This is a genomic window from Roseofilum halophilum BLCC-M91, assembly GCF_030068445.1.
Taxonomy (GTDB): domain Bacteria; phylum Cyanobacteriota; class Cyanobacteriia; order Cyanobacteriales; family Desertifilaceae; genus Roseofilum; species Roseofilum halophilum.
The window spans coordinates 23,552-44,224 of record NZ_JAQPOK010000159.1 but is presented as its reverse complement, the minus strand read 5'-3'; the positions used below and the strand labels follow the sequence as shown (position 1 = coordinate 44,224).

Below are 20,673 nucleotides of genomic sequence, written 5' to 3'. Positions count from 1 at the left end.
ATGTTATGAGGTACAGTAATCGAAATGTTCCTTGAGAGTGTTGTCCCATGAAAAGCCTGAAGAATGGGCACTCTAGCGTAAAAAATGGTTTTCCCATTACCCATTACCCATTACCCATTACCGCGCGAAGCGCTGTAAAGTTTTCATGAAGTCTTTATTTGGACAGGAATATAATCAGTGAATTAACTCGATTATGATTATTAATGCCTAACTAAGCAACTTGTTTATTTTCCTGGGCAATGAATTCATCCAGCAGTGCAAAGAATTTATGAAATCCAGCCTTTTCATCATGGCAAGATAACATAATTAGCTTCGCCCAACTGGCAGTGCTGCGAACTCCAAATTTTTCCTGAAGCCAAGGTTGAAAATTTTGATAAAAATACTCTTCTGAGGGTTCTAATTCTATTCCCATTTGCGATCGCGCAAATTCATAACCCACTAAAAACATAAAGAGATCGCTAACTGAAGGCCGACCGAGATACATTCCTGGGGCTTCTTTTATTTTGGTTAATGTATGAAATAAATTAGCCATTCTCATCTCCTAAATATTCTAATTCATCAATTAAAAATTGACCACTGGGGCACATAAAATCAGCAATCCATTGCGATCTTGGCAAGCCATATTCAGACAAATTATCAAACACCAATCCTAACACCTCTACTCCATAGTGTGTACCATTCTCAGTAATCGATTCATTCATAGTGTAGCGACGACTAATAATAAATATTTCGCTTGGGCGTTTTGTTTGCAATCTCAGGATTTTTCCGACAATACCCTGTTGCGCCAACCATGCCATCACCGCGATCGCACAGCGATCGCATTCCATTAATGGATAGGTTATGACCATTTTACCAACTTCTTGCCACACCTCCTCTGGTTCCAATTCACTGTACCTCTTAACCTTTATCCCATAAGATTACTGTATCGAGAAACCGGGCTTCTTCAAGAAACCCGGTTTCTCGCTCCCCAGCTACACCACAAACACCTCCGCCGTTACCGCATTCGCGCTAACCCCCGTCAACGATACCAGTAACTCATTGGTGGCACTGACGCGAATCTGGGTTTCTACTCCCGAACTGCCCGTGGTTTGAGTAACCGTTAAATCCCTAAACGTCAGGGGATTAACTAGGTTCAGCACCTCCTCGCCAATGGCCAAATCAGTTATAATATCAGAACCGTGACCGGTTGCCAGGACAAACCGATCCGCCCCTGCACCCGCGATGTAAACGCCGCAGTAAACATTCTAGTTGCCGGGGGGTCTCTCGGAGACAAAAAATGGACGTGGAGGAGCGCGTAAGACTTCCTTAAAGGGAGTTGCAACCGTTGAAGCGTCAACCCATCTGGAATTCAAGCCGTTATCGTTATTTGATATCGCCTGAATAGACAGGGAATCCCCACCCTTTAAGGAAGTGGAGGGTGGGGAGGAAGTAAAGATCCACTAAAATTAAAACTATCCCTACTCTCTGAAGCCAACTAAGTTCATGTACGTTTATCGCACAGATCAAGTTAAGCACAAAGCCAAACAGCATAATCTGGAGAGCCACATTAATCGATTCTGTGATGAACTGTTGCCTCAGAGTGTCGATCAAGCCCAAGCTCATTTTAAGCGCCTGTATCCTTATCTCAAGCGCAAGGTCGATCATAATTATCGCTTGATTGCTCGCATGGTGCGGGTTGAGGGGCAAATACAGGGAGAGGATGTGTTGGTGTTGTTGGATATCCTCAAACGCGGATCGAAGGACTATGAGCATTTTCTCAGAGACCGGGAAGGGTTTGGTCAACAGTATTTCGATCCGCAGATTCAACCTGGGGAGTTGGAAAGTTGGCTGTTGGGACAACAAAGTTTAGATTCGGTTCCCCATCAGATGCGACCTTTAATAGAGGAAAATCCGGATTTATTGCCTTGGTTGGAGCCTCCGGGATGGAAACGGGAGAACCAGGGGGCGTTGATTTATGAGAGTGAGATTTGGTCTACTGAGTTAAATAGTGCAGGGATGAAATCCCATGCTTCCGAGTATACCCAATTGGTGGAGGTGATTCAGGCTCGGCAACCGAGGGAACAGAGGACGGAGTGGCCGGGGGTGTTGCTCTATGGAGAAGGCGATCGCTATATTCTCTTTAGCCGTATTATCTCTTCGGATCGCTCTTTGTCGATTCTGTTTCTACTGTGTCCATTTTCCTATTATCCTACGCCAGAAGAAATCACGGCGATTGGCGATCGCACCTATCTCTATAATCAAAATGTTAATTATCTCAACGGCGATTTTAATGCCAACTCCATCACTGCTCTAGCTCGCCGAGCCTATCCCAATTATTTACTCGCCCATGAGGATTGGCTGATTATTGAGGGTTCTCCCAAGGTGAATTTAGCCCTGTCTGCGGAAGAGGAGAGCCTGCTCAACTTTGTCTCTACACCGGGCAATCACGCTCTGCCCCTATTTTTGAATGGACAAGCGGGCAGTGGCAAATCCACGCTTCTATTTTATCTGTTTGCTGACTATTGCTATCGCAAATTCTACTATTACGGCGATCGCCTGTTACCCGGCAATCCCCTCTTTCTGACCTATAATGAGCGCCTGCTCGAAGTCGCCAAAGACCGGGTACAAAAATTATTGAAATTTCATCACCGGTTTGTTTCCCAACAAACCAGCGCCGATCCGATTCCCAATATCCGTCACTTTTTTAGACCTTTCCAGCGATTCTTGCTCAATCGTTTACCCCCAGAATATACGGAATGTTTTGCCTTAGACCGCTATATTTCTTTTCATAAATTCAAGGTCTTATATCAATACTGTCCCCTACCTGTTGCCCAGCATTATTCTCCCGAACGCTGTTGGCATGTCATTCGCACGTTTATCAAGGGATATGGCTTAGAAGAAATGACCTTAGAGGACTATGAATTTGAAGTCCCGCGCAAGGAAAGAACGGTTCCTGTTCAAGAATTTAAGGATATTTATAGCATTTGGGAACATTGGTATCAAAGAAAAGCTCAAGAATCTGGATATTGGGACGACCAAGACTTGATTAAACAAGTCTTGAAACTCCCCCTAGATTTAGCCCGTTATACGGCTATTTTCTGTGATGAATCCCAGGATTTTACTCGCATTGAGCTGCAACTGATCTTGAGGCTTTCAATTTTTTCGCGCTACGATTTGGGATATCAAACTCTAGAAAACTTTCCCTTTGTGTTTGCGGGCGATCCCTTTCAAACTCTTAATCCGACAGGGTTTCGTTGGGATAGTTTTAAGGCTGCTTTCTATAGTGAAGTTGTGATTCAACTCGATCCGACGCGCCAATTAGGGCTGGAAATGAATTTCCAGGAATTAGAATGTAACTATCGATCCTATGCGCCTATTGTTAAGTTTAATAATTTGATTCAATTCTGGCGATATTTGCTGTTTAATCACCGAGATCTTAAACCGCAAAGGGTTTGGAAACAAGGGGACTTGTTGCCAGAAAAGTTTATTTTAGAAGATAATTTACCCAGAGAAACTCTTAAGGAATATATCCAAAACACGATTATTATTATTCCCTGTGAAGAAGGGGGAGAAATCGCCTATATTCAAAAAGATGAAGTGTTATCGGAAGTGGTGGAAGGATGGAGTGATGGGGAACCGCCGAAAAATGTCCTGAGTGCGATCGCCGCCAAAGGACTGGAATTTAAGCGAGTCATTCTGTATAAATTTGGCGAAGCCTGTCATCACCGGTTCTGGACGCTCCTAGAAGCCGATCATCCCGAACTGAGCATCGAGGTGGAATACTTCTTTAATAAGCTCTACGTGGCAGCGAGTCGCGCCATTGAGCGCTTATTTGTCGTCGATACCCCCTTGGGCGATCGCACCCTATGGCATCAGATTAACGATCCTCACCAAGTGGAAACCCATTGGGGACGGGTGAAAAATGCCCAGGACTGGCAACAACGGATGCAATTTTTGCAAACGGGAACCGATGAAAGTGCTAAAGATTTGCAAGAAGATGACTTACTCTCCGTTGCTCTCACCCTTCAAACCGAAGGCTTAAACGCCCAAGATCCCAAACTTCTGCGCCGAGCCAAACAATTTTATCGAACCATTGGCAACTTAGAAGAAGGGCATCTGTGTGAAGCTTGGGCGCTCAAATTTGAACAACAGTACCAAAGAGCTGGGTCAGAATTTTGGCAACTCGGAGAAGAAGAAGAAGCCTGGGATTGTTTTTGGCAAGGCTCCTGTTGGGCAGATCTGTATCAATGGTATCAGGACGTGGCCGATCGCCCAGAACTCGGCGATCGGCATAGCCTCGAACAACCCCTAATCAACTTCATGGTCTCAGACTTTAACCCAGAAGACCTACAAACCCTCACCCAAGCCCTACAGGTTTATCACCATAACCAGACCCAAGTTTTAGAGCAACATCGCTTTAGCCCCCAATGGACAACGGCGATCAAAACCTATCAGCAAAACATCGAACAAATCAGTGATGAAAACACCCTACAACCTGCCACGTGGTACAGTATGGGTGAAGTTCTACAAGCCTTATCTGATGCTGGATATCCCAGCCTACTCGCTTCAGCCGGACTCTGTTTTTACCGAGGTCAAGCCTATCAAGAAGCCGTAGATTGTTTCACCTCTGCCCAAGCCACCGGACAACGGGAATATTATCTCGCCAAAGCCCAATTGGTCGGACTACCCGAAGGCTTAGAATATCTCAAACTGGCTTCCAATAGTGGATCGTCAACCCAAGCGCTCCTCCATAGCGATTTAGAACACTTAATTTTTAAGGCTTGGGAGGAAGCGGGATCGCCCAAAGATCCTGCCTGGTTAAGGTATGTTGCTCCCATTTTAGAACACCAGAACTCTAACTATCATGCCTTTATGGCCTATCTGTATTTAGACGATACAGAAGCTCTGAATCGCTGTTTTGACCAGATTTCTGAGGGGAGAGAGCAGCGCCAAGTTATCCCCCTATGGCTACAATATTTAATCCGTCGGGAATTTTGGCCCGAACTCCCCGCCATTTTTGAGCAATGCAGTCGCGAACTGTTAACCGATGAGATCGAAAAAACTCAAATTTTGGCCTTAATTATTTATGAATTAGCCCATTCTACTCTACATCCCGATCGCCTCTCCATTTCCGATCGCCAACGCTACGAGTATCTCATTAAAGACCAGTTTCTGGCTAAACCCAACTGGCAAACCTATCTGTTGATGGAACAGGTAGGCATTGCCCTAGAAAAAATCGGCGGTTTAGGTGTTACCCTGGAGTTTTATCAAACCTTCTGTGAGGGAAATTATCCGCCAAATACCCAACAGTTTGCCCGCAGGCGCTGGTTAGCTACCAAGAAAAAACAGGAAGACTATTACACCACCAAAGGCAAAACCAATCGCCTAATCCGCATTCGCTCAGAACTTGCGCAAAAATCCCGCAGTTGGAAAATCGCCCTAGAGACGATTGCCGCTACTCCTCCTGCTCCTCCGCAACAGCGTCCCTCCCTTCCCCAACGGCAGCAAAAAAATCGCCCTCCTGCACCAGAGTTTAGCGAGACAGAGGCTGCACCTGAATCTGTTGAGCCATCCCTAGATACGCCTGCGATTGACAATCAGAATCTGCAAGAAGTGGACATTTTAGGGTTACCTGATGATGTAGAGGTGAAGTATATTAGTCATGGGGTGCAATGGTTCCGAATTCAAAACTTGGTGATCAAGATCGATCCCAGGGTGAAACAAGTTTTAATTGCCGATACCCTCAGTGGCGATCGCCTGCGGGTGGATTTAATCAACTTTAGCCTATTGTTCAAAAACATGAAACTTAAAGGCACAGGCAAGGAACCTTTAACCTTTAGCTGTTTTAATGCCAGCTATGGAGGACGCTTAGAACCTGGCGATCCTCCCCAATTATTTCTCAAAATTGCCGAGCATGAACTGTGCTTCACATTTTGATTAATGACTCCCTCGATAAAATCAGGAAACACTCAACACAATCGGAGTGTCATTCATCAAAGAAGGATTGCCAACTCTGGGTAAAGAACTATGATCCAACCAAAAACTTTATTCCTGTCCACCCTTGCCGCAGGGTTGATGCTTGCTCCGCCAGCGCTGAGTCTACCTGAAGCCTCGATCCTGGCTCAATTTAGTGGCGAAGAACAAACCCGAATTCAAGTCTATCGCCAAGCGAGTCCAGCCGTGGTTACCATTAAAGCGGGACGAGGTTCAGGTTCAGGGAGTATTGTCCGCTCTGATGGTTTGGTGTTAACCAATGAGCATGTGGTGTCGGAAGCCAGACGGGGACGGGTGGAGGTGAGAACATCCCAAGGAAATCGCTATCAAGGGTATGTGATTGGGGTCGATCGCCGCAACGATCTAGCCTTGGTTCGTTTAGATACCACTGACAGCTTACCCACGATTCCGATCGCCGATCGCCAAGGGGTACAAGTGGGTCAACAAGTCTATGCGATTGGCAGTCCCTTTGGTCTTTCCGGAACCATTACCACCGGTATCCTCAGTCGTATCGACCCGGACAACGGAGACCTACAAACCGATGCAGCGCTGAATCCCGGTAATTCAGGAGGCCCTTTACTTAACTCCCGTGGGGAACTGATTGGAGTTAATAAAGCCATTTTAAGCCGGGATGGAACCAATAGCGGTATCGGCTTTGCCACCAATGCGGCAATTGCCCGTGAGTTTATTGTAGCGAACAGCAATCAACCCGATCCCAGCTTTCCTGACGATCGCGTAGCTCGACGCGATCCGACTTTTCCTGAAGAAAATGGGAATAACCGCGATCGCTTTTCTGACCGTCCCCGTTTAGGCGTAACCGTCGATCAGGACTTAATTGTATTAGAAGTTGAACGGGGTTCTCTAGCTGCTGATATCGGCTTTCGACCCGGCGATCGTCTGTTGGCCATTAATCACCGTCGTTTGCGAGGAGTTAACGATCTGATTGGTTTTCTAGAAACCCGTCCCCGTTCCATGTTACTCACTGTGCGACGCAATCGCAGAATTGCTGAAGTCTTGATTGAATTTTAGAGCGCTACGCGCTGGTAATGGGTAATCGGTAATGGGTAATCGGTAATGGGTAATCGGCCATCTGTGTGTCGATGCTCCCTTCGACTCCGCTCAGGGAGCATCGACAAGCGTCCCCATTTCCCCATTTCTCCGTGTCTCCGTGTCCCCGTGTCTCCGTGTCTCCCCACTCCCCCATCCCCCCATCTCCAAAAGCGCTATAAAAGATTAAGGGGAAATAATTTATGGAGTAAGAGCGTGATACGGGTGATCGCCGATTGGTTAGAGAGAAAATGGGTTAATCCAGCCTATGCAGGATGGTTGCTGTCAGCTCTGATGGTCTTCTTTTTCGGGGCAGCGACTAATACCATGGTGGGATGGTTGTATGTGATTAGTGGTATTCTTGCTGCTCTGCTGTTGATGGCTGCTATTTTACCGGTGCGATCGCTACGGGGTCTAGAGATCCGTCGCCATCGTCTTCGCCCCATCAGCGCTGGCGATTGCCTCACCATTGAACTCGACATCGAAAATCGCACCAACCAACCCAAAACCCTGCTGCAAGTCCAAGACCTACTGCCCTTTGTTCTCAGTCCTCCCCAAACCGCAGCGATCGCCCATATCCAGCCTCACAGCAGCTACAAGTGGATTTACGATCAACCGACCCAAAAACGAGGAATTTATCGCTGGAGTACCTTACAGCTCAGGACAGCCGCCCCTTTAGGCTTATTTTGGTGTCGCCGTCGCCGGGAAGCACCCGCCACGGCGATCGTTTATCCCCAAGTGCTGCCCCTGCGGACTTGTCCCCTGATCGACGACTTGGGGCAAGACCAAAGCCCCAAATTTAAGCGCGACCATCAGGGCATACAAAATGCCACAGAAGGGCTAACTCGCTCCTTGCGTCCTTATCGTATTGGAGACCCCTTAAGATTGATTCACTGGCGTACCAGCGCCCGCTATGGCGACTTAAGGGTGCGGGAATTGGAAATTATGGCCGGTGGTGACGATGTGGTGATTGCCCTCGATACGGAATGGGCTTGGCATCCAGAAACCTTTGAACAAGCGGTTATTGCTGCGGCTTCCCTCTATTTCCACGCCTCCCGTCGGCAAATGAATGTTAAGCTCTGGACAGCTTATACGGGTCTGATTCAGGGCCATCAAGTGGTGTTAGAGAGCCTTGCCGGAACGGGTTTTGGGGAACCTGCCCGGAATTTACCTAATTTACCCCTAATTCTACTGACCCAAAATAGCGATCGCCTCAACCAACTCCCCCCAGGCAGTCGTTGGGTCTTTTGGCCCCCAGAAGCTGGGTCTGGTAGCCTTAAACAGGATTTTAAGGGTTTAGAGATAAACGGCGATCGGCCCCTAGAGTCCCAATTGCAACAGCCCCTGTGAGGAGATGGGGAGATAGGGAGGATCGCCTATTACCCATTACCCTTCTGCCCATTACCCCTTCCCTACAGTCTCTGTGCTACTTGCTGGAAGCGCGTGAGTTGTGCTTTCATATCTTCTTGAGTCCAAGTCGCTGCAAATTGATTAAACCCAAACGCAATTAAGGGATTAGGAATTTCAAACTCAAACCGGTTAATCAGGCGGGTTCCAGACTCTATCGGCTGACATTCCCAGCGATCGCATCCTTGAAAAAATCCCTCAAACTGCCAAACCACCAACCCCGGTTCCCGTTCAATCACCGTACTCCTAAGCGTCGGTTGAATCACCGGCATTTTAATCATAAACCGGGATTGACTCCCCTTGTCCGTACTCCACTCCCCCACCGGTTGACACTCCAACATCGGATTAAGCCATTGGTGCATTAAATCCAATTGAGTAAAACAGCGCTCCACGGTAGTTGCATTGGCCTTAATATCAATCGATTGCTCGAAAATTTGGCGAGAAGACATCTTAGGGAATAGGGGAATAACATCACTGGCTAATTATGTATTCTAGGCGATCGATCCTGTATATTCATCAGAACTTATACTTGGCAATTTGCTGTTGCAGATATTGATTGGGTTCTGTGGGATCAAAGCGACCAAATTTGAGGTCTTCATAGCGCAAAATAAGGGTGGGCGGCGTTTGACCCAATTGTTTGCTCAATTGGCGGGCTAGTCCAGTCATAAAGACTCGATCGGCGATCGCCTCATGTTGAAAATTATCATTCGTCAGCAGTCCCCAGCGCTGGAATTGGGTCGTGATCCAGTAGGAGAAGCTTTTCCATGGATAGGGGTCGAAATCGATGCGATCGGGAATATTGCGGCGTTTTCCTAAACCATCGTCAAAGTTGCCGGTTAACACGGCTTCCAGGGTCTTGGGATTGGCGTTAATGTACTCTGGGGAAGCGATCGCCTGAGCGATTTCCCTTCGATGGTAGGCTTGGCGGGCATAATTGGCACTGTCAATGATCGCCTTATTGAGGGCGCGGAAGGTACTCGGATGTTCGTCAATCCAACTTTGAGAGGCAGTGAAAGAACAGCAGGGATGACCGGGCCATAATTCCTGAGTGAGCAAATGGATAAACCCAATTCCTTGCTCAACGGCCTGTTGATTAAAGGGTTCAGCCACAATCATGGCATCAATTGTGCCGTCTCGAAGACCACTGAGCATTTGTGGAGGGGGCAACGTGACTAATTCCACGTCGCGATCGGGATGGAGTCCACCCACAGCTAGATAGTAGCGCAACAGCAGGTTGTGCATGGAATAGATAAAGGGGATGGCAATGCGAAATCCCTTGAAGTCCTTGGGCCCTTTTACGGTTTGGCGATGGCGGGAGGCTACAGTAATGGCATTGCCGTTGATGTTTTCAATACTGGCTAATTTGATGGCACTGGGAACAGAGCCGAGGCCTAAAGACATGGCTAGGGGCATGGGGGAGAGCATGTGGTAGGCATCTAGTTCTCCGGCGATCGCCGCATCGCGCACCTGAGTCCAACTGTTCATTTTGATCAGTTCCACGGTTAAGCCATATTTTTCATAAAACCCTAGGGGTTGGGCCATGATAATGGGCGTGGCACAGGTAATGGGGAGAAAGGCAATTTTGAGGTGGGTTTTCTCTAGGCGCGTGGTAGGAATATCAGAGGAAAAGGGTTCTCGACGGTTCCCAGCTCCAGTGCAGTTGCTGAGGGTGGTGACCATTGCCCCTAGGAGAAGGTGCTGTAAAAACTTACGCCGGTCAAAATGGGCCGAGGGGTAAGGTTCAATGCCACTATCTGCTAGGAGGCGATCGTGCTGGGCATCCCTGGCGCGATCGCCAAAAGCCGCAGCCATCACATTCATCGCGCCCCCCGCACTGTTGAGGAGGTCTTGCCAAACTATTTGCTGTTCCGAAGATGGGCCCCCAAGCTGCTGGGCCAGTTTCCCCTCTAACCCGGACTGAAGCAGCAATTCCTGACAATAGGGACACGACATCCCCTCGATGTGACTTTGAGTATGGAACTTGAGCATCGTATTTATTAGAGCAAAGTAACAGAGAGCCTAACTTTCTTCAATCACAGAAACCTGGCCCCCATAAGCTATTGCCTACCATAACCCATACTCATTCAAACCAGCCCATTGAGATTTTCTAAGGCCACATTGAGTTGACGCATTCCTGTACGGAGTTGACTAACCCCCAAGGCATTATTTTCTGCCGCTTCAGTAATATCATTCATCGCGATCAAAATTTGCTGCATGGCTTGGCTCTGCTCTTTGGCATTGAGAGCCAGTTGTTGATTATTGATCGCCACATTCTGCACCGCATCCTTTACACCGTCAAAAACCTCAGCCATTTCTTTACCAATTCCCACCCCTTCAGCTACCGTTTGAATCCCCACTTCCGTTGCTTGGGCAGAGGTGTCAATTTCTGTGCGAATTTCTGTAATCAGTTGATCGATCTGGGCGGCTGATTTCTTTGTGGTATCTGCCAAAGTCCGGATTTCTGCGGCAACGACGGCAAACCCTTGACCCTGTTCCCCCGCTCGTACTGCTTCAATGCTGGCATTGAGGGCCAGCATATTGGTTTGGGTGGCCAGATTTCTGACCACTTGGGTAATCTTTTCAATCTCGACTGATTTGGCCGTGAGTTGATCGCTATGCTGTCGAATCTCTCCTACTTTGGTTTGTAAATTGCCTAAACCGGTTAAGGTTTGCTCAACTGCGGCTTTCCCCTGTTCCGAGAGGGCTAAGGCTTGGTTTGCACCCAAGGCAGAGTCGTTGGTTTGTTCTTCTGCATTCCGAAAGGAGGAGTTGAGTTCATCCAGGGTGGTGGTCGTTTCGCGCACTGCACTTGCTTGTTGGGCACTATTGCGATCCTGCTCTTCAAGGGTACTGGCAATGGTTGCTGAAGTGGCCGAGATGGCGCTGGTTTCCTGATTCATCTGCTGACTAATAGCCGTGGCAATACCTATGCCTACCAGGAAGGCAATGAAGCCAGAAATTCCAGCAATTCCAAACACAAGAAGGGTTAACAGTTGCAGTGCCTGTTGCTGTTTGGCTTGTTCCTCGGCCAGCCGCTTTTGATCGTTGGCAGCAAAGGCGGCCACCAATTCTCCCAGATTTTGGGTGATGGCTTGCACTTCACCTCGTAGCCAAATTTGCTGGACTTTTTGGGGTTTACCCAATTGGAGATAGGAAATTAAGCGCCGATACAGCTCATTCATGCGATCGCCCACTTGAATAATTTCATTGAGCGTCTTTTTCTGTTGGGGATCTTGAATCAAGGCACGAATTGCCTCAGAACGGTTGTAGAGTTCGCTATCCCAGTATTCATAGCGCTTTAACTCATCAGCTCTCTGTCCCAGCAAATAACCCCGACCAGCCTTTTCCAGTTCAGCAATACTAAAGGCAAGACCTTGAACTTCCTCAATATTTTGATAAAGAATGGTGACTTTCTGGGATTTTTCCTGAACAATTCTCACTCCTTGAACATAAACTAAAATTGCGGTCAAGACTGACAAAACAACGGGAATCGAATATCCCAGTAAGATTGAGTTGCGGAGCTTCAAATGTTGGAGTAATTGGGTGGTTTTCAATGTGTTTTTTATCATAGTAAAAATTGGCAGGATGTAAATGATAGTGCTTTGCTCGATAATAGGGAAAAGAAGATTTGGGTAATGGGTAAACTAAACTACTGTTGGCTCTAGTTGCTATACAATTCCCTTTCTATAATAAAATCAATACCGATGGAGTAATGAAGAAGTGTTTGCCTTGATTGGGCTTTCTCCACGCCCCCCCCATTCCCCCATCTCCCCATTTCCCCTATAATGGTTACACTCAATACCAAATTGTTGGGAGAGGCCCCCTATGCCGAAAACCGTCGCTGATGTCATGACCAAAGATCCCTTGGTGGTTCGCCCGGATACGTCCTTGAAGGAGGCGATTCACCTGTTGGTAGAACACCGTATTAGTGGTTTGCCCGTAGTTGATGTAGAGTATAAGCTGATTGGGGTAATCTCAGAAGCGGATTTGATGTGGCAAGAAACAGGCGTGGAGCCACCGCCTTATATTATGTTGTTAGATAGTGTGATTTATTTGGAAAATCCGGCAACCTATGAGAAGGATTTGCGGAAGGCGATGGGGTTGACGGTGCGGGAGGTGATGAGCGATCGCCCGATTTCAGTCAAAGGCGATCGCTCTTTGCGCGATGCAGCCAAGGTGATGCAAAAACATAATATCCGCCGGTTGCCAGTTTTAGATGAGGCGCAGAAATTGGTGGGTATCCTCACCAGAGGGGATATTTTGCGCGATCTTGATTCTCAGGCTTAAACTTTGTTCCTGATAACCCGATTAAGAGTGTTTTAATTCTATGAGTGTAACCCCGGAATCAGTTCAGCAATTATTGGATTCGGAAAATTATGGCGATCGCCTGCGGGGGGTGAATATGTTGCGTCTGCTCGATCCAGCCGTGGCGTTCCCCAAGATTGAAGGCTTAGTCAATGATGGTAATGTGCGGGTGCGCTATGCAGCAGTGAGCCAGCTATCGACAGTGGGAGAAGCCGATCGAGAGCAAAGCTTACAGATTTTACGCGATCGCCTGGAAAACGATCCAGAAATTGATGTGAAAGCGGCTGCGGCTGACGGTATTGGGGCGTTGCACTTGACTGAAGCTTATCCCGATTTAGAACAAGCCTATGGCAACACTCAGGAATGGCTGTTGCAGATGAGTATTGTGGCAACCTTGGGAGAATTGGGCGATCCTCGTGCCTTGAGTCTGCTTCAACAAGCCCTCGACTCCTCTACAGATTTAGTCCGTGCAGCAGCCGTCAGTTCTTTGGGAGAATTGGGCAATACAGAAGCAGTGGAACTCTTATTTCCCTTAGTGGACGATCCCGATTGGCAAGTTCGCCACCGGGTTGCCCAAGCTCTGCACCGTTTGGGGGCAGAAGGAGAAGGGGTAAAGTCTGCCCTGAATCGACTGGCTCAAGATCCGGTAGAGCAAGTGGCGATCGCTGCCCAAAATACTTACAGCGCTTCGCGCGGTAATGGGTAATGGGTAATGGGTAATCGGTAATCGGTAATCGGAAAAGAGAGCCTGGCAAGATGCTCCCACTCCTTCAATTCTTTGATATTACTGGAGTGGGAGCGTCTCGCTCCCTAGATTTTTAATTATGGTGTTCAAGTAGCGGGTAGGGTATAACAGTTCACTCAGACAGGATCTCAAGAGATCATCAGGGGGCTTTTTCTCGCTGTTCGCTCTAACCACAATTCCAGATCGTCAGAGTCCGAAAACTTCAGCAGCGCAATGGATAGATCCTCTAAGTCGGATAGAGACAGTTCTTCAATTTCTTCCTGTAAATAGGGCTTAACCGCCCCAATTTTCCAAGGCAGTTGCCGCAAAATCATTGCCACTGCTTGCTCTTGCTTACCTTTTTCTCTGCCTTCTTCCATCCAATGCATAATGCTTGCCATGATTCGATCTCCGTGTTCATCTTCAATATTGAGTCATTCAGCTTAAGGAAGAACATCATCAACTGTGCAATTTCTTGCTTATCTTCACCCCCAGTTGAGTTTGGAATCGTTGACGGTTGATGGGCTGAATTCTTCCTGGTATCAGCACCTGAACTAAGTCGCGTTATTATCCATTGTCCAACATAACCTCTTTTGTCCCAAAAAGCAATTCCTTTAGATCCTCCCCATTACTCATTACTTATCACTTAGCCTCCATCCAACTCTTCCCTTGATGAATTTCTACCGCCAAAGGAATATTTAAAGAAACGACATTTTCCATCGTCTCTTTAATTTTCCCCTCCAACTCCTCCCATTCCTCTGGCGGCATTTCCAACACTAACTCATCATGAACTTGCAATAACATCCGCGCCTGATAGGGACGCAAAACTTCATCCAATTTCACCATCGCCATCTTAATCAAATCAGCACTCGAACCTTGAATGGGTGCATTCGCTGCCGCTCGCAAGAATTCCGCATCCCTTTTACTCATTTTCTTTAAACTAATCCAATCTAGTGGTTTATTTCGTAACTCCTGTAAACCAGAATGTTCAAACTCAAAATAGCGTCGTCTACCCCAAATTGTTTCCACAAACCCTTGACTAATCGCCTGTTTTTTCGTTGTTTCTAAATATTCAAACACCAGGGGATATTGGCGATTAAACCGTTCAATAAATTTCTTTCCTTCTGCCGTGCTTACCCCCGCTTCCCTAGCGAACCGTTGCGCCCCCATACCATAAACGACTCCAAAATTAATCACTTTCCCTAAACGGCGCTCTTCTGGGGTAATTTCCTGGCGATCGAACAGTAATTGAGCCGTCACTTTATGCACATCGCGATGATTTTGATAGGCATCAACCAGCGTCGGATCGCCACTTAAATGGGCTAAAATTCTTAACTCAATTTGGGAATAATCTGCCGCCACTAATATCCATCCCGATTGAGGAATAAACGCTTTTCGGATTTGGCGGGAAAATTCTGTGCGAATGGGAATATTTTGTAAATTGGGGTTAGAAGAAGATAAACGTCCCGTACTGGTAACCGCTTGGTTGAAATCTGTATGAACTCGCTGGGTTTGGGGATGCACCAATTTGGGTAGAGCATCCACATAGGTGGAGTTTAATTTATCTAAGGTGCGATATTCTAAAATTGCCTCAACTACTTTCGTTGGATGATTGGCTTGCAATTTGTCTAAGGTTGCCGCATCGGTAGAATATCCGGTTTTAATTTTGCGTCCTGTGGGTAGTTGGAGTTTATCAAATAATAAAGCGCTGACTTGCTTGGGGGAACGTAAATTAAATTCTTCACCGGCAGCTTCATAGGCTTTTTTCTCAATGGTTTTGAGTTGATCGGTTAATTGCTGGGAGAGTTTTTTTAAATAATTGCTATCGATACAAATGCCTGTCCATTCCATTTGGGCTAAAATCGGCTCTAAGGGGATTTCAATCTCTGCTAAGAGCTGTTTAAGTTGGGGGAATTGGCTCAGTTTTTTCTCAAAGATTGGGACGAGTTGGAACGTGACATAGGCATCCATGCCACAATATTTGGAAACTAGGGAAATATCGATATCGGCAATGGTTTTGCCCTTGGGAACGAGTTGTTCGTAACTTTGGGGAATGATGCCTAATTCTTGTTGGGCTAAGGCGCTGAGGCTATGATTACTGTCGGGATTTAAAACATAGCTGGTAAGCAAAGTATCCAGAACAACGCCTTGCAGATTAATGCCTTGATGTTTGAGGATTAAACGGTCAAATTTAGCGTTCTGCAAGACCTTGGGATAGGCGGTATCTTCGAGCAGGGGGCGCAGCAGTTCTAGGGTATGTTTTTTGTTTAAATTCTGTCCGTGTTTATGGTGGAGGGGGATATAGGCAACCGTGAGGGTTTGATCTTGCTGAAAACAGCATCCTAAACCGACTAATTCGGCATCTCTGGGTTCTAGTGCTGTGGTTTCTGTATCCCAAGCGACGGGAATTTGAGGATCTTGGCAGGTTTTGAGCTTTTTGATTAAATCGGTGAGTTTTTGCTCGTTGTCGATAATAAGGGGGGTAAAGGGTAACTGTTTTTTGGCTTGGGCGGCTTCGGTTTCTGCGGCTGTCCAAAAATCGAGTTTTTCATCGACAATGACTGGTTCGACTGGGGTAGGATTCCCGCCTAGTAGAAGTTGGAAATGATCGAGTTTTTGGCTAAATTGTTCTAATTCTAAGGTTTGGAATAATTGAGCTAGGGGTTGGGGTTTAAAGCCTTGCAGATGACACGCCTCTAGGCTGAGATCGAGGGGAACTTGAGCGGTGATTTGGGCGAGAAACTGGGAATGGTAGGCATGGTCTTTTCCTTCTCTGAGTTTCTTTTGTATTGCGCCTTTTATTTGATCTAGGGAGGCATAAATGCTATCTAATGTGCTATATTCTTGCAACAATTTGACGGCAGTTTTTTCACCAATGCCTTTAACTCCAGGAATGTTATCGGAGGGATCGCCGCACAGGGCTTTGTAGTCTACAATTTGGTGGGGATGAACGCCCATTTTTTCTTTGACTTGTGCTGGAGTAAATTCATTGGCTGCGGTGTCGTGTTTACGACTTCCTCCGGCTAGATACAGGACGCTGATGGCTTTTTCCGTATCGACGAGTTGAAATAAGTCGCGATCGCCGGTTAAGATCTTCACCTGATATCCGGCTTGTATGCCTTGCTCTGCTAAGGTGGCGAGGACATCATCGGCTTCATACCCGGCACAAGTAGCGATACAAACTTGGAGGGCGGCTAAAATCTGCTGTAGGTTTTGCAGATCGGGTAAAAAGTCCTCTGGTGCTTCCTTGCGGTTGGCTTTGTAGTTCACATCTGCATCATGGCGAAAGGTGGCTTCAGCGCGATCGAAGGCTATGGCTAAGGCTTGGGGATGTTCTTTTTCTAGGACTTCAAATAGGGATTTGAGGAAGCCGAAACAAACGCTTGTGGGAATGCCGCTACGGGTTTTTAGCCCTCCATTCCTGCTTTTGGCGAAGGCATAATAGGAACGGAAGGCTAAGGAATGTCCGTCGATGAGTAGTAAGAGGGGGCGGGAGGATGAAGGCAAGATCTTGTCCGGTTAGCGATCGCTTGAAACTACTCTATCTATCATAGAGGATATAATACTCAAATATCTGCAATCAGCACTGAGGGAAATTGTGAATGGTTCAAGCTCCCAGTACACCGCAAATTCTTTATCCTGACTCCGATGGCTTACCCATGGCTGAAAACACGGTTCAATATCGATGGATTGTTTACCTGGTGAGTAATTTAAGGCGCTTATTTGCCCAGCAAAAGGTATTTGTTGCTGGGGATTTACTGTGGTATCCGGTTCAGGTTGATGCACCTCCTGCTCCAGCTCAAGCGCCTGATGCCATGGTTGTTTTTGGCCGACCTCCTGGCGATCGCGGCAGTTATAAACAATGGGAAGAAGATAATATTGCTCCCCAAGTTGTGTTTGAAATTTTGTCACCGAGTAACTCCAATAGTGAGATGCTCGCAAAACAGGTATTCTATCAAAAATATGGGGTGCTGGAGATGTTTTTTTATAACCCGGAATCCCGTGATTTTTGGGGATATGTCAGGGGAGACCAAGATGAGGATTTTGTGTTAATTACTCCTCTGAATTTACCTTGGACATCTCCGCTTTTAGATATTCGCTTTGAATTATTCGCTGAGGGTTTAGCGGTGTTTTATCCCAATGGAAAACCTTTTCAAGATCCGGAGGAGGTGATGGAAGAGCGCGATCGCATTGAGCAAGAACGAAATCAGATTCAGCAAGAGCGCGATCGCATTGAGCAAGAACGAAATCAGATTGAGACAGAGCGCGATCGGGCGATCGCCAAGCTCCGAGAACTGGGAATCGATCCGAGTGAGCTTTGAGACTTCCCTAAGATATAGTATTTTCAAACAACCGGTTCAGCGAACTGCTAAAATCAGAGCTTCTAGAACTCTCAACGCTCAAATTCTCAATGAAGACAAACGGGTTAAAAACATGGATGGGTAATCTGGGGTTGGCTGCGGGAAGCGTAGTCTTTGCCCTATTGGTGGCAGAAGTGGGGTTACGCATTGCTAATATTCCGCCTCAAGCGAAACCGCAACCCCAAGCTTCGGCTTCTCCAGAACCGAACCCTTCTGTTGTAGAACCTTCTCCAACCCCATCCCCTTCACTGGCTCCAGCACCGGAGACGGTTTTACCTTCCCAGAGAAGTGCGCCCCCGAAACCTGCACCGGGAACTGCTCAACCGAACTTTTTCCAAACGGATGAGGATTTGGGATGGACTCATAGAGCAGGGATGTCGGGGTGGTGGACGGCAGAAGGGGAAGCCTATATTGAGATTAACAGTGCTGGATTGCGCGATCGCGAACATCCTCTAGAAAAAGCCCCGAATACCTTCCGCATTGCTATCTTGGGTGATTCTTTTTCTGAAGCGCTACAAGTCCCCCTAGAGCAAACCTATTGGTGGTTAATGGAACAGGGATTAAAAGAATGTCCGGCGCTCCAGGGAAAAACCGTAGAGGTGATTAATTTTGGGGTCACCAATTATGGAACCGGACAGCAGTTATTACGCTTGCGTCGGGATGTTTGGCCCTACAACCCGGATATGGTACTCTTAGCTGTATTTACAGGCAATGATATCGCTGATAATTATAAGCCCTTAGATGCTCGCAATCGTCCCTATTTTGTCTATAACAATCAGGGAGAATTAGAGCAGGATATGTCTTTTCGCAACCCGGATAAAACCCTACCGCCCTATAATTTATCTAGGGTGGATATGTTGCCAGATTGGTTGGTGGATCGTTCCCGGATTTTGCAGTTGGTGCGGAATGTGGAAAAGGATATGAAAAACCGAGAATTGGAAGCTCTGCGCCAGTATACTTATAATTATTTATATCGGGAACCAGAGGATGAAACTTGGGAAAAGGCTTGGCGAGTGACGGAGGATTTAATGGGGTTGATGCATGAGGAGGTGCAAGAGAAGGATGCAGAATTTATGGTGGTGACGTTAACGAATGAGGTGCAAGTAAATCCTAATCGAGCGTTTCGAGATGGGTTTGTGGAGAGTAATGGGATTACGGATTTGTTTTATCCAGATCATCGGATTAAGGCGTTAGGCGATCGCCTCAATTTTCCGGTGGTGACGTTAGCGCCAACCCTGCAAACCTACGCCCAGGAGAATCAGGTGTGCTTACATGGGTTTGCCAATGCGGTCGAGTGTGGGGGACATTGGAATGCCCAAGGTCATGGGATCGCCGCTCAAGTGTTAACCCCCCAAGTGTGTCAGTATCTCAGTTCAGCTCCAGGAAAGCAGGAAAAGTGAATGGCCAGCGATCGCACGACTCCATTTACTGATAACTGGGGCTATTTGAGAACCGAGTTTAACTGGCTCGATCGCATTCTTCGTTTGGCGGTGGCGAAACGACAACGGGAGAGAAAAGCGATCGATCGGGTGGCGAAAACCCCAGGCGATCGGGCTAGTAGTGATTGGTGGAAAGGGTTGGTGACCTTAGATGGAACCGTGGGACGAGATGAGATCGGCAAATTAGAAGTGTTTGCCCACAAGTCTCAGGGATTAAACTATCAGCAACAATTAGAAGAAAAAATTCAGGCTAGTCAAGAGCAAGGCATTATCTTAGGATTACCGATGCTCTGCGATCGCGCTGCTTTAAGTCTGTTTGAAAAACATCTGGTGTTAGCTAGTTTAGCCCCAGAAGTGAATCAGCGCTATTCCCGTCTTTACCAGTATTTGCAAGACGATCCCGAAAGCCATTTACCGACAGTCGATCTGATTTTACGGTTGTTTTGTCGGGGCGATCGCCAATGGAGAGATGGGAGAGTGTTGCTGACTTCTACATCAGTTTTAACTCAATTGGGTTTGGTTATATTTTGTCCGCCAGACTCGGAAACTTTTTTACATCGTCGGGTTAAACTTGCGCCAAGTTTAATTAATTATCTGTTAGCCGATCGCCCGGATGAGCAGCGCTTATCCTCCTTATTGCACCCTACCAGAGAGGCGCTGAAAATTAAATTTTACACGCCTCAAACCTCCTGGTCAGATTTGATTATCACTTCAGATTTGCGGGAAAACCTTAGATATATGGCTTACCGATATCGCCATCATCCGGGGACAGAATTGAGGGGAATTGCTCCGGGACAAATTACGGTATTTTTGGGCACTTCTGGGACGGGAAAAACCACGGCAACGGAAGCGATCGCCACGGAGGTTAACCAGGCGATCGCTCAAGTGGATCTGCAACTTTGTCCCGATCCTAGGGCTGGATTATCCGATCTTCAGGCCCTCAAGGCTCCCATTGTACTGATTAAATCGGCTCATTTGTGGTTAAAACCAGGGATGCAAAGGCCAGTTTATCGATTTTTGCGCGATCGCCAGCAGCATCTAGGCATCACCATTTTAAGCCTCGATCCTGCCTATCAAGGGTCTGTGGGGTTGCAAAAATGGCTCAGAGAAGGGGTTGTAGAGCAGATTTTAGCGTTTCCCATTCCTGGAGTAGGCGATCGTCTCCAACTCTGGAAACAAGCCTTTGCACCCCATATTCGAGTCAGTTCTAGCTTAGACTGGGAAGACCTAGCCCAGCGCTGGCAACTCACCGGGGGACAAATTCAGGCGATCGCCCATAAAGCCAGCATTTTCGCCACCCTTGAATCCCCAGAAACCCCCATTACCCTAGAGCATTTACAACGTGCCCTTTCCACCCTGCCTTCAAACTTACGGAGAAAACCCAAAAGATGACCCCCTAATCGGATAATTTGGGATT

The 20,673-nt window shown here is 47.2% G+C and carries 16 protein-coding genes and 1 pseudogene; 9 read left to right on the top strand and 8 right to left on the bottom strand.

Going from position 1 to position 20,673, the window contains the following annotated elements:
* Positions 1-211: 211 nt before the first annotated feature.
* From PJF56_RS20525 to PJF56_RS20515, 3 genes are all read right to left on the bottom strand, one after another.
* Positions 212-532 carry a hypothetical protein gene (locus PJF56_RS20525; RefSeq protein WP_283764582.1) on the bottom strand — a complete coding sequence of 107 codons (321 nt, stop codon included), beginning with the start codon at positions 530-532 and terminating at the stop codon, positions 212-214.
* Positions 525-884, bottom strand: a complete 360-nt coding sequence (locus tag PJF56_RS20520; RefSeq protein ID WP_283764581.1) for a papain fold toxin domain-containing protein — start codon at positions 882-884, stop codon at positions 525-527. The genes PJF56_RS20525 and PJF56_RS20520 overlap by 8 nt, the downstream gene beginning before the upstream one ends.
* 87 nt (positions 885-971) lie before the next feature.
* Complete coding sequence (locus tag PJF56_RS20515) at positions 972-1,157, bottom strand: hypothetical protein (protein ID WP_283764580.1); 186 nt, start codon at positions 1,155-1,157, stop codon at positions 972-974.
* A gap of 60 nt (positions 1,158-1,217) precedes the next feature.
* Between PJF56_RS20515 and PJF56_RS22285 the strand changes: the two are divergent.
* From PJF56_RS22285 to PJF56_RS20500, 4 genes and pseudogenes are all read left to right on the top strand, one after another.
* Positions 1,218-1,380, top strand: a pseudogene (locus PJF56_RS22285) (RNA-guided endonuclease TnpB family protein); the annotation flags it as partial.
* A gap of 102 nt (positions 1,381-1,482) precedes the next feature.
* Positions 1,483-5,916 (top strand): DEAD/DEAH box helicase, encoded by a 4,434-nt coding sequence (locus PJF56_RS20510; protein WP_283764579.1) that lies wholly within the window; start codon positions 1,483-1,485, stop codon positions 5,914-5,916.
* 90 nt (positions 5,917-6,006) lie between these two features.
* Positions 6,007-7,002, top strand: a complete 996-nt coding sequence (locus PJF56_RS20505) for a S1C family serine protease (protein ID WP_283764578.1) — start codon at positions 6,007-6,009, stop codon at positions 7,000-7,002.
* 234 nt (positions 7,003-7,236) lie between these two features.
* Entirely contained in the window at positions 7,237-8,370 is a 1,134-nt protein-coding gene (locus PJF56_RS20500; RefSeq protein WP_283764577.1) for a DUF58 domain-containing protein, read from the top strand.
* A gap of 62 nt (positions 8,371-8,432) precedes the next feature.
* On the opposite strand, the gene PJF56_RS20495 is transcribed toward PJF56_RS20500, so the two are convergent.
* The 3 genes from PJF56_RS20495 to PJF56_RS20485 form a co-directional block, all read right to left on the bottom strand.
* Complete coding sequence (locus PJF56_RS20495) at positions 8,433-8,876, bottom strand: SRPBCC family protein (protein WP_283764576.1); 444 nt, start codon at positions 8,874-8,876, stop codon at positions 8,433-8,435.
* A 67-nt stretch (positions 8,877-8,943) separates the two neighbouring features.
* On the bottom strand, positions 8,944-10,416 hold the full coding sequence (locus tag PJF56_RS20490; protein WP_283764575.1) for an ABC transporter substrate-binding protein: 1,473 nt from the start codon (positions 10,414-10,416) through the stop codon (positions 8,944-8,946).
* Positions 10,417-10,511: 95 nt separating this feature from the next.
* Positions 10,512-11,996, bottom strand: coding sequence for a methyl-accepting chemotaxis protein (locus PJF56_RS20485; protein ID WP_283764574.1), 1,485 nt, complete (start codon positions 11,994-11,996; stop codon positions 10,512-10,514).
* A 256-nt stretch (positions 11,997-12,252) separates the two neighbouring features.
* On the opposite strand from PJF56_RS20485, the gene PJF56_RS20480 reads away from it, so the two are divergent.
* Positions 12,253-12,714 carry a CBS domain-containing protein gene (locus PJF56_RS20480; RefSeq protein ID WP_283764573.1) on the top strand — a complete coding sequence of 154 codons (462 nt, stop codon included), beginning with the start codon at positions 12,253-12,255 and terminating at the stop codon, positions 12,712-12,714.
* Between the two features lie 40 nt (positions 12,715-12,754).
* Positions 12,755-13,438 (top strand): phycobilisome degradation protein NblB, encoded by a 684-nt coding sequence (gene nblB / locus PJF56_RS20475; protein WP_283764572.1) that lies wholly within the window; start codon positions 12,755-12,757, stop codon positions 13,436-13,438.
* A gap of 167 nt (positions 13,439-13,605) precedes the next feature.
* Here the strand turns inward: nblB and PJF56_RS20470 are convergent, their stop codons facing one another.
* The gene (locus PJF56_RS20470) at positions 13,606-13,857 is read right to left on the bottom strand and encodes a DUF4351 domain-containing protein (protein WP_283764571.1); all 252 of its coding nucleotides are present in this window, start codon (positions 13,855-13,857) and stop codon (positions 13,606-13,608) included.
* Positions 13,858-14,098: 241 nt separating this feature from the next.
* Positions 14,099-16,963 (bottom strand): DNA polymerase I, encoded by a 2,865-nt coding sequence (polA, locus tag PJF56_RS20465; RefSeq protein WP_283764570.1) that lies wholly within the window; start codon positions 16,961-16,963, stop codon positions 14,099-14,101.
* 95 nt (positions 16,964-17,058) lie between these two features.
* Here polA and PJF56_RS20460 point away from each other — a divergent pair, with 95 nt between their 5' ends.
* The 3 genes from PJF56_RS20460 to PJF56_RS20450 all read left to right on the top strand — a co-directional run bounded on the left by PJF56_RS20460 (position 17,059) and on the right by PJF56_RS20450 (position 20,648).
* Positions 17,059-17,778, top strand: coding sequence for a Uma2 family endonuclease (locus PJF56_RS20460; RefSeq protein ID WP_283764569.1), 720 nt, complete (start codon positions 17,059-17,061; stop codon positions 17,776-17,778).
* 89 nt (positions 17,779-17,867) lie between these two features.
* Positions 17,868-19,217, top strand: coding sequence for an SGNH/GDSL hydrolase family protein (locus PJF56_RS20455; RefSeq protein WP_283764568.1), 1,350 nt, complete (start codon positions 17,868-17,870; stop codon positions 19,215-19,217).
* The gene (locus tag PJF56_RS20450; RefSeq protein WP_283764567.1) at positions 19,218-20,648 is read left to right on the top strand and encodes an ATP-binding protein; all 1,431 of its coding nucleotides are present in this window, start codon (positions 19,218-19,220) and stop codon (positions 20,646-20,648) included.
* The last annotated feature ends 25 nt before the right edge of the window (positions 20,649-20,673 follow it).

Bases quoted from the DNA above. Each gene is read 5' to 3' on its own strand.
- PJF56_RS20525 (WP_283764582.1), bottom strand. From the start codon at position 532: ATGGCTAATTTATTTCATACATTAACCAAAATAAAAGAAGCCCCAGGA.
- PJF56_RS20510 (WP_283764579.1), top strand. From the start codon at position 1,483: ATGTACGTTTATCGCACAGATCAAGTTAAGCACAAAGCCAAACAGCAT.
- PJF56_RS20505 (WP_283764578.1), top strand. From the start codon at position 6,007: ATGATCCAACCAAAAACTTTATTCCTGTCCACCCTTGCCGCAGGGTTG.
- PJF56_RS20495 (WP_283764576.1), bottom strand. From the start codon at position 8,876: ATGTCTTCTCGCCAAATTTTCGAGCAATCGATTGATATTAAGGCCAAT.
- PJF56_RS20490 (WP_283764575.1), bottom strand. From the start codon at position 10,416: ATGCTCAAGTTCCATACTCAAAGTCACATCGAGGGGATGTCGTGTCCC.
- PJF56_RS20485 (WP_283764574.1), bottom strand. From the start codon at position 11,996: ATGATAAAAAACACATTGAAAACCACCCAATTACTCCAACATTTGAAG.
- PJF56_RS20480 (WP_283764573.1), top strand. From the start codon at position 12,253: ATGCCGAAAACCGTCGCTGATGTCATGACCAAAGATCCCTTGGTGGTT.
- nblB (WP_283764572.1), top strand. From the start codon at position 12,755: ATGAGTGTAACCCCGGAATCAGTTCAGCAATTATTGGATTCGGAAAAT.
- PJF56_RS20470 (WP_283764571.1), bottom strand. From the start codon at position 13,857: ATGGCAAGCATTATGCATTGGATGGAAGAAGGCAGAGAAAAAGGTAAG.
- PJF56_RS20460 (WP_283764569.1), top strand. From the start codon at position 17,059: ATGGTTCAAGCTCCCAGTACACCGCAAATTCTTTATCCTGACTCCGAT.
- PJF56_RS20455 (WP_283764568.1), top strand. From the start codon at position 17,868: ATGAAGACAAACGGGTTAAAAACATGGATGGGTAATCTGGGGTTGGCT.
- PJF56_RS20450 (WP_283764567.1), top strand. From the start codon at position 19,218: ATGGCCAGCGATCGCACGACTCCATTTACTGATAACTGGGGCTATTTG.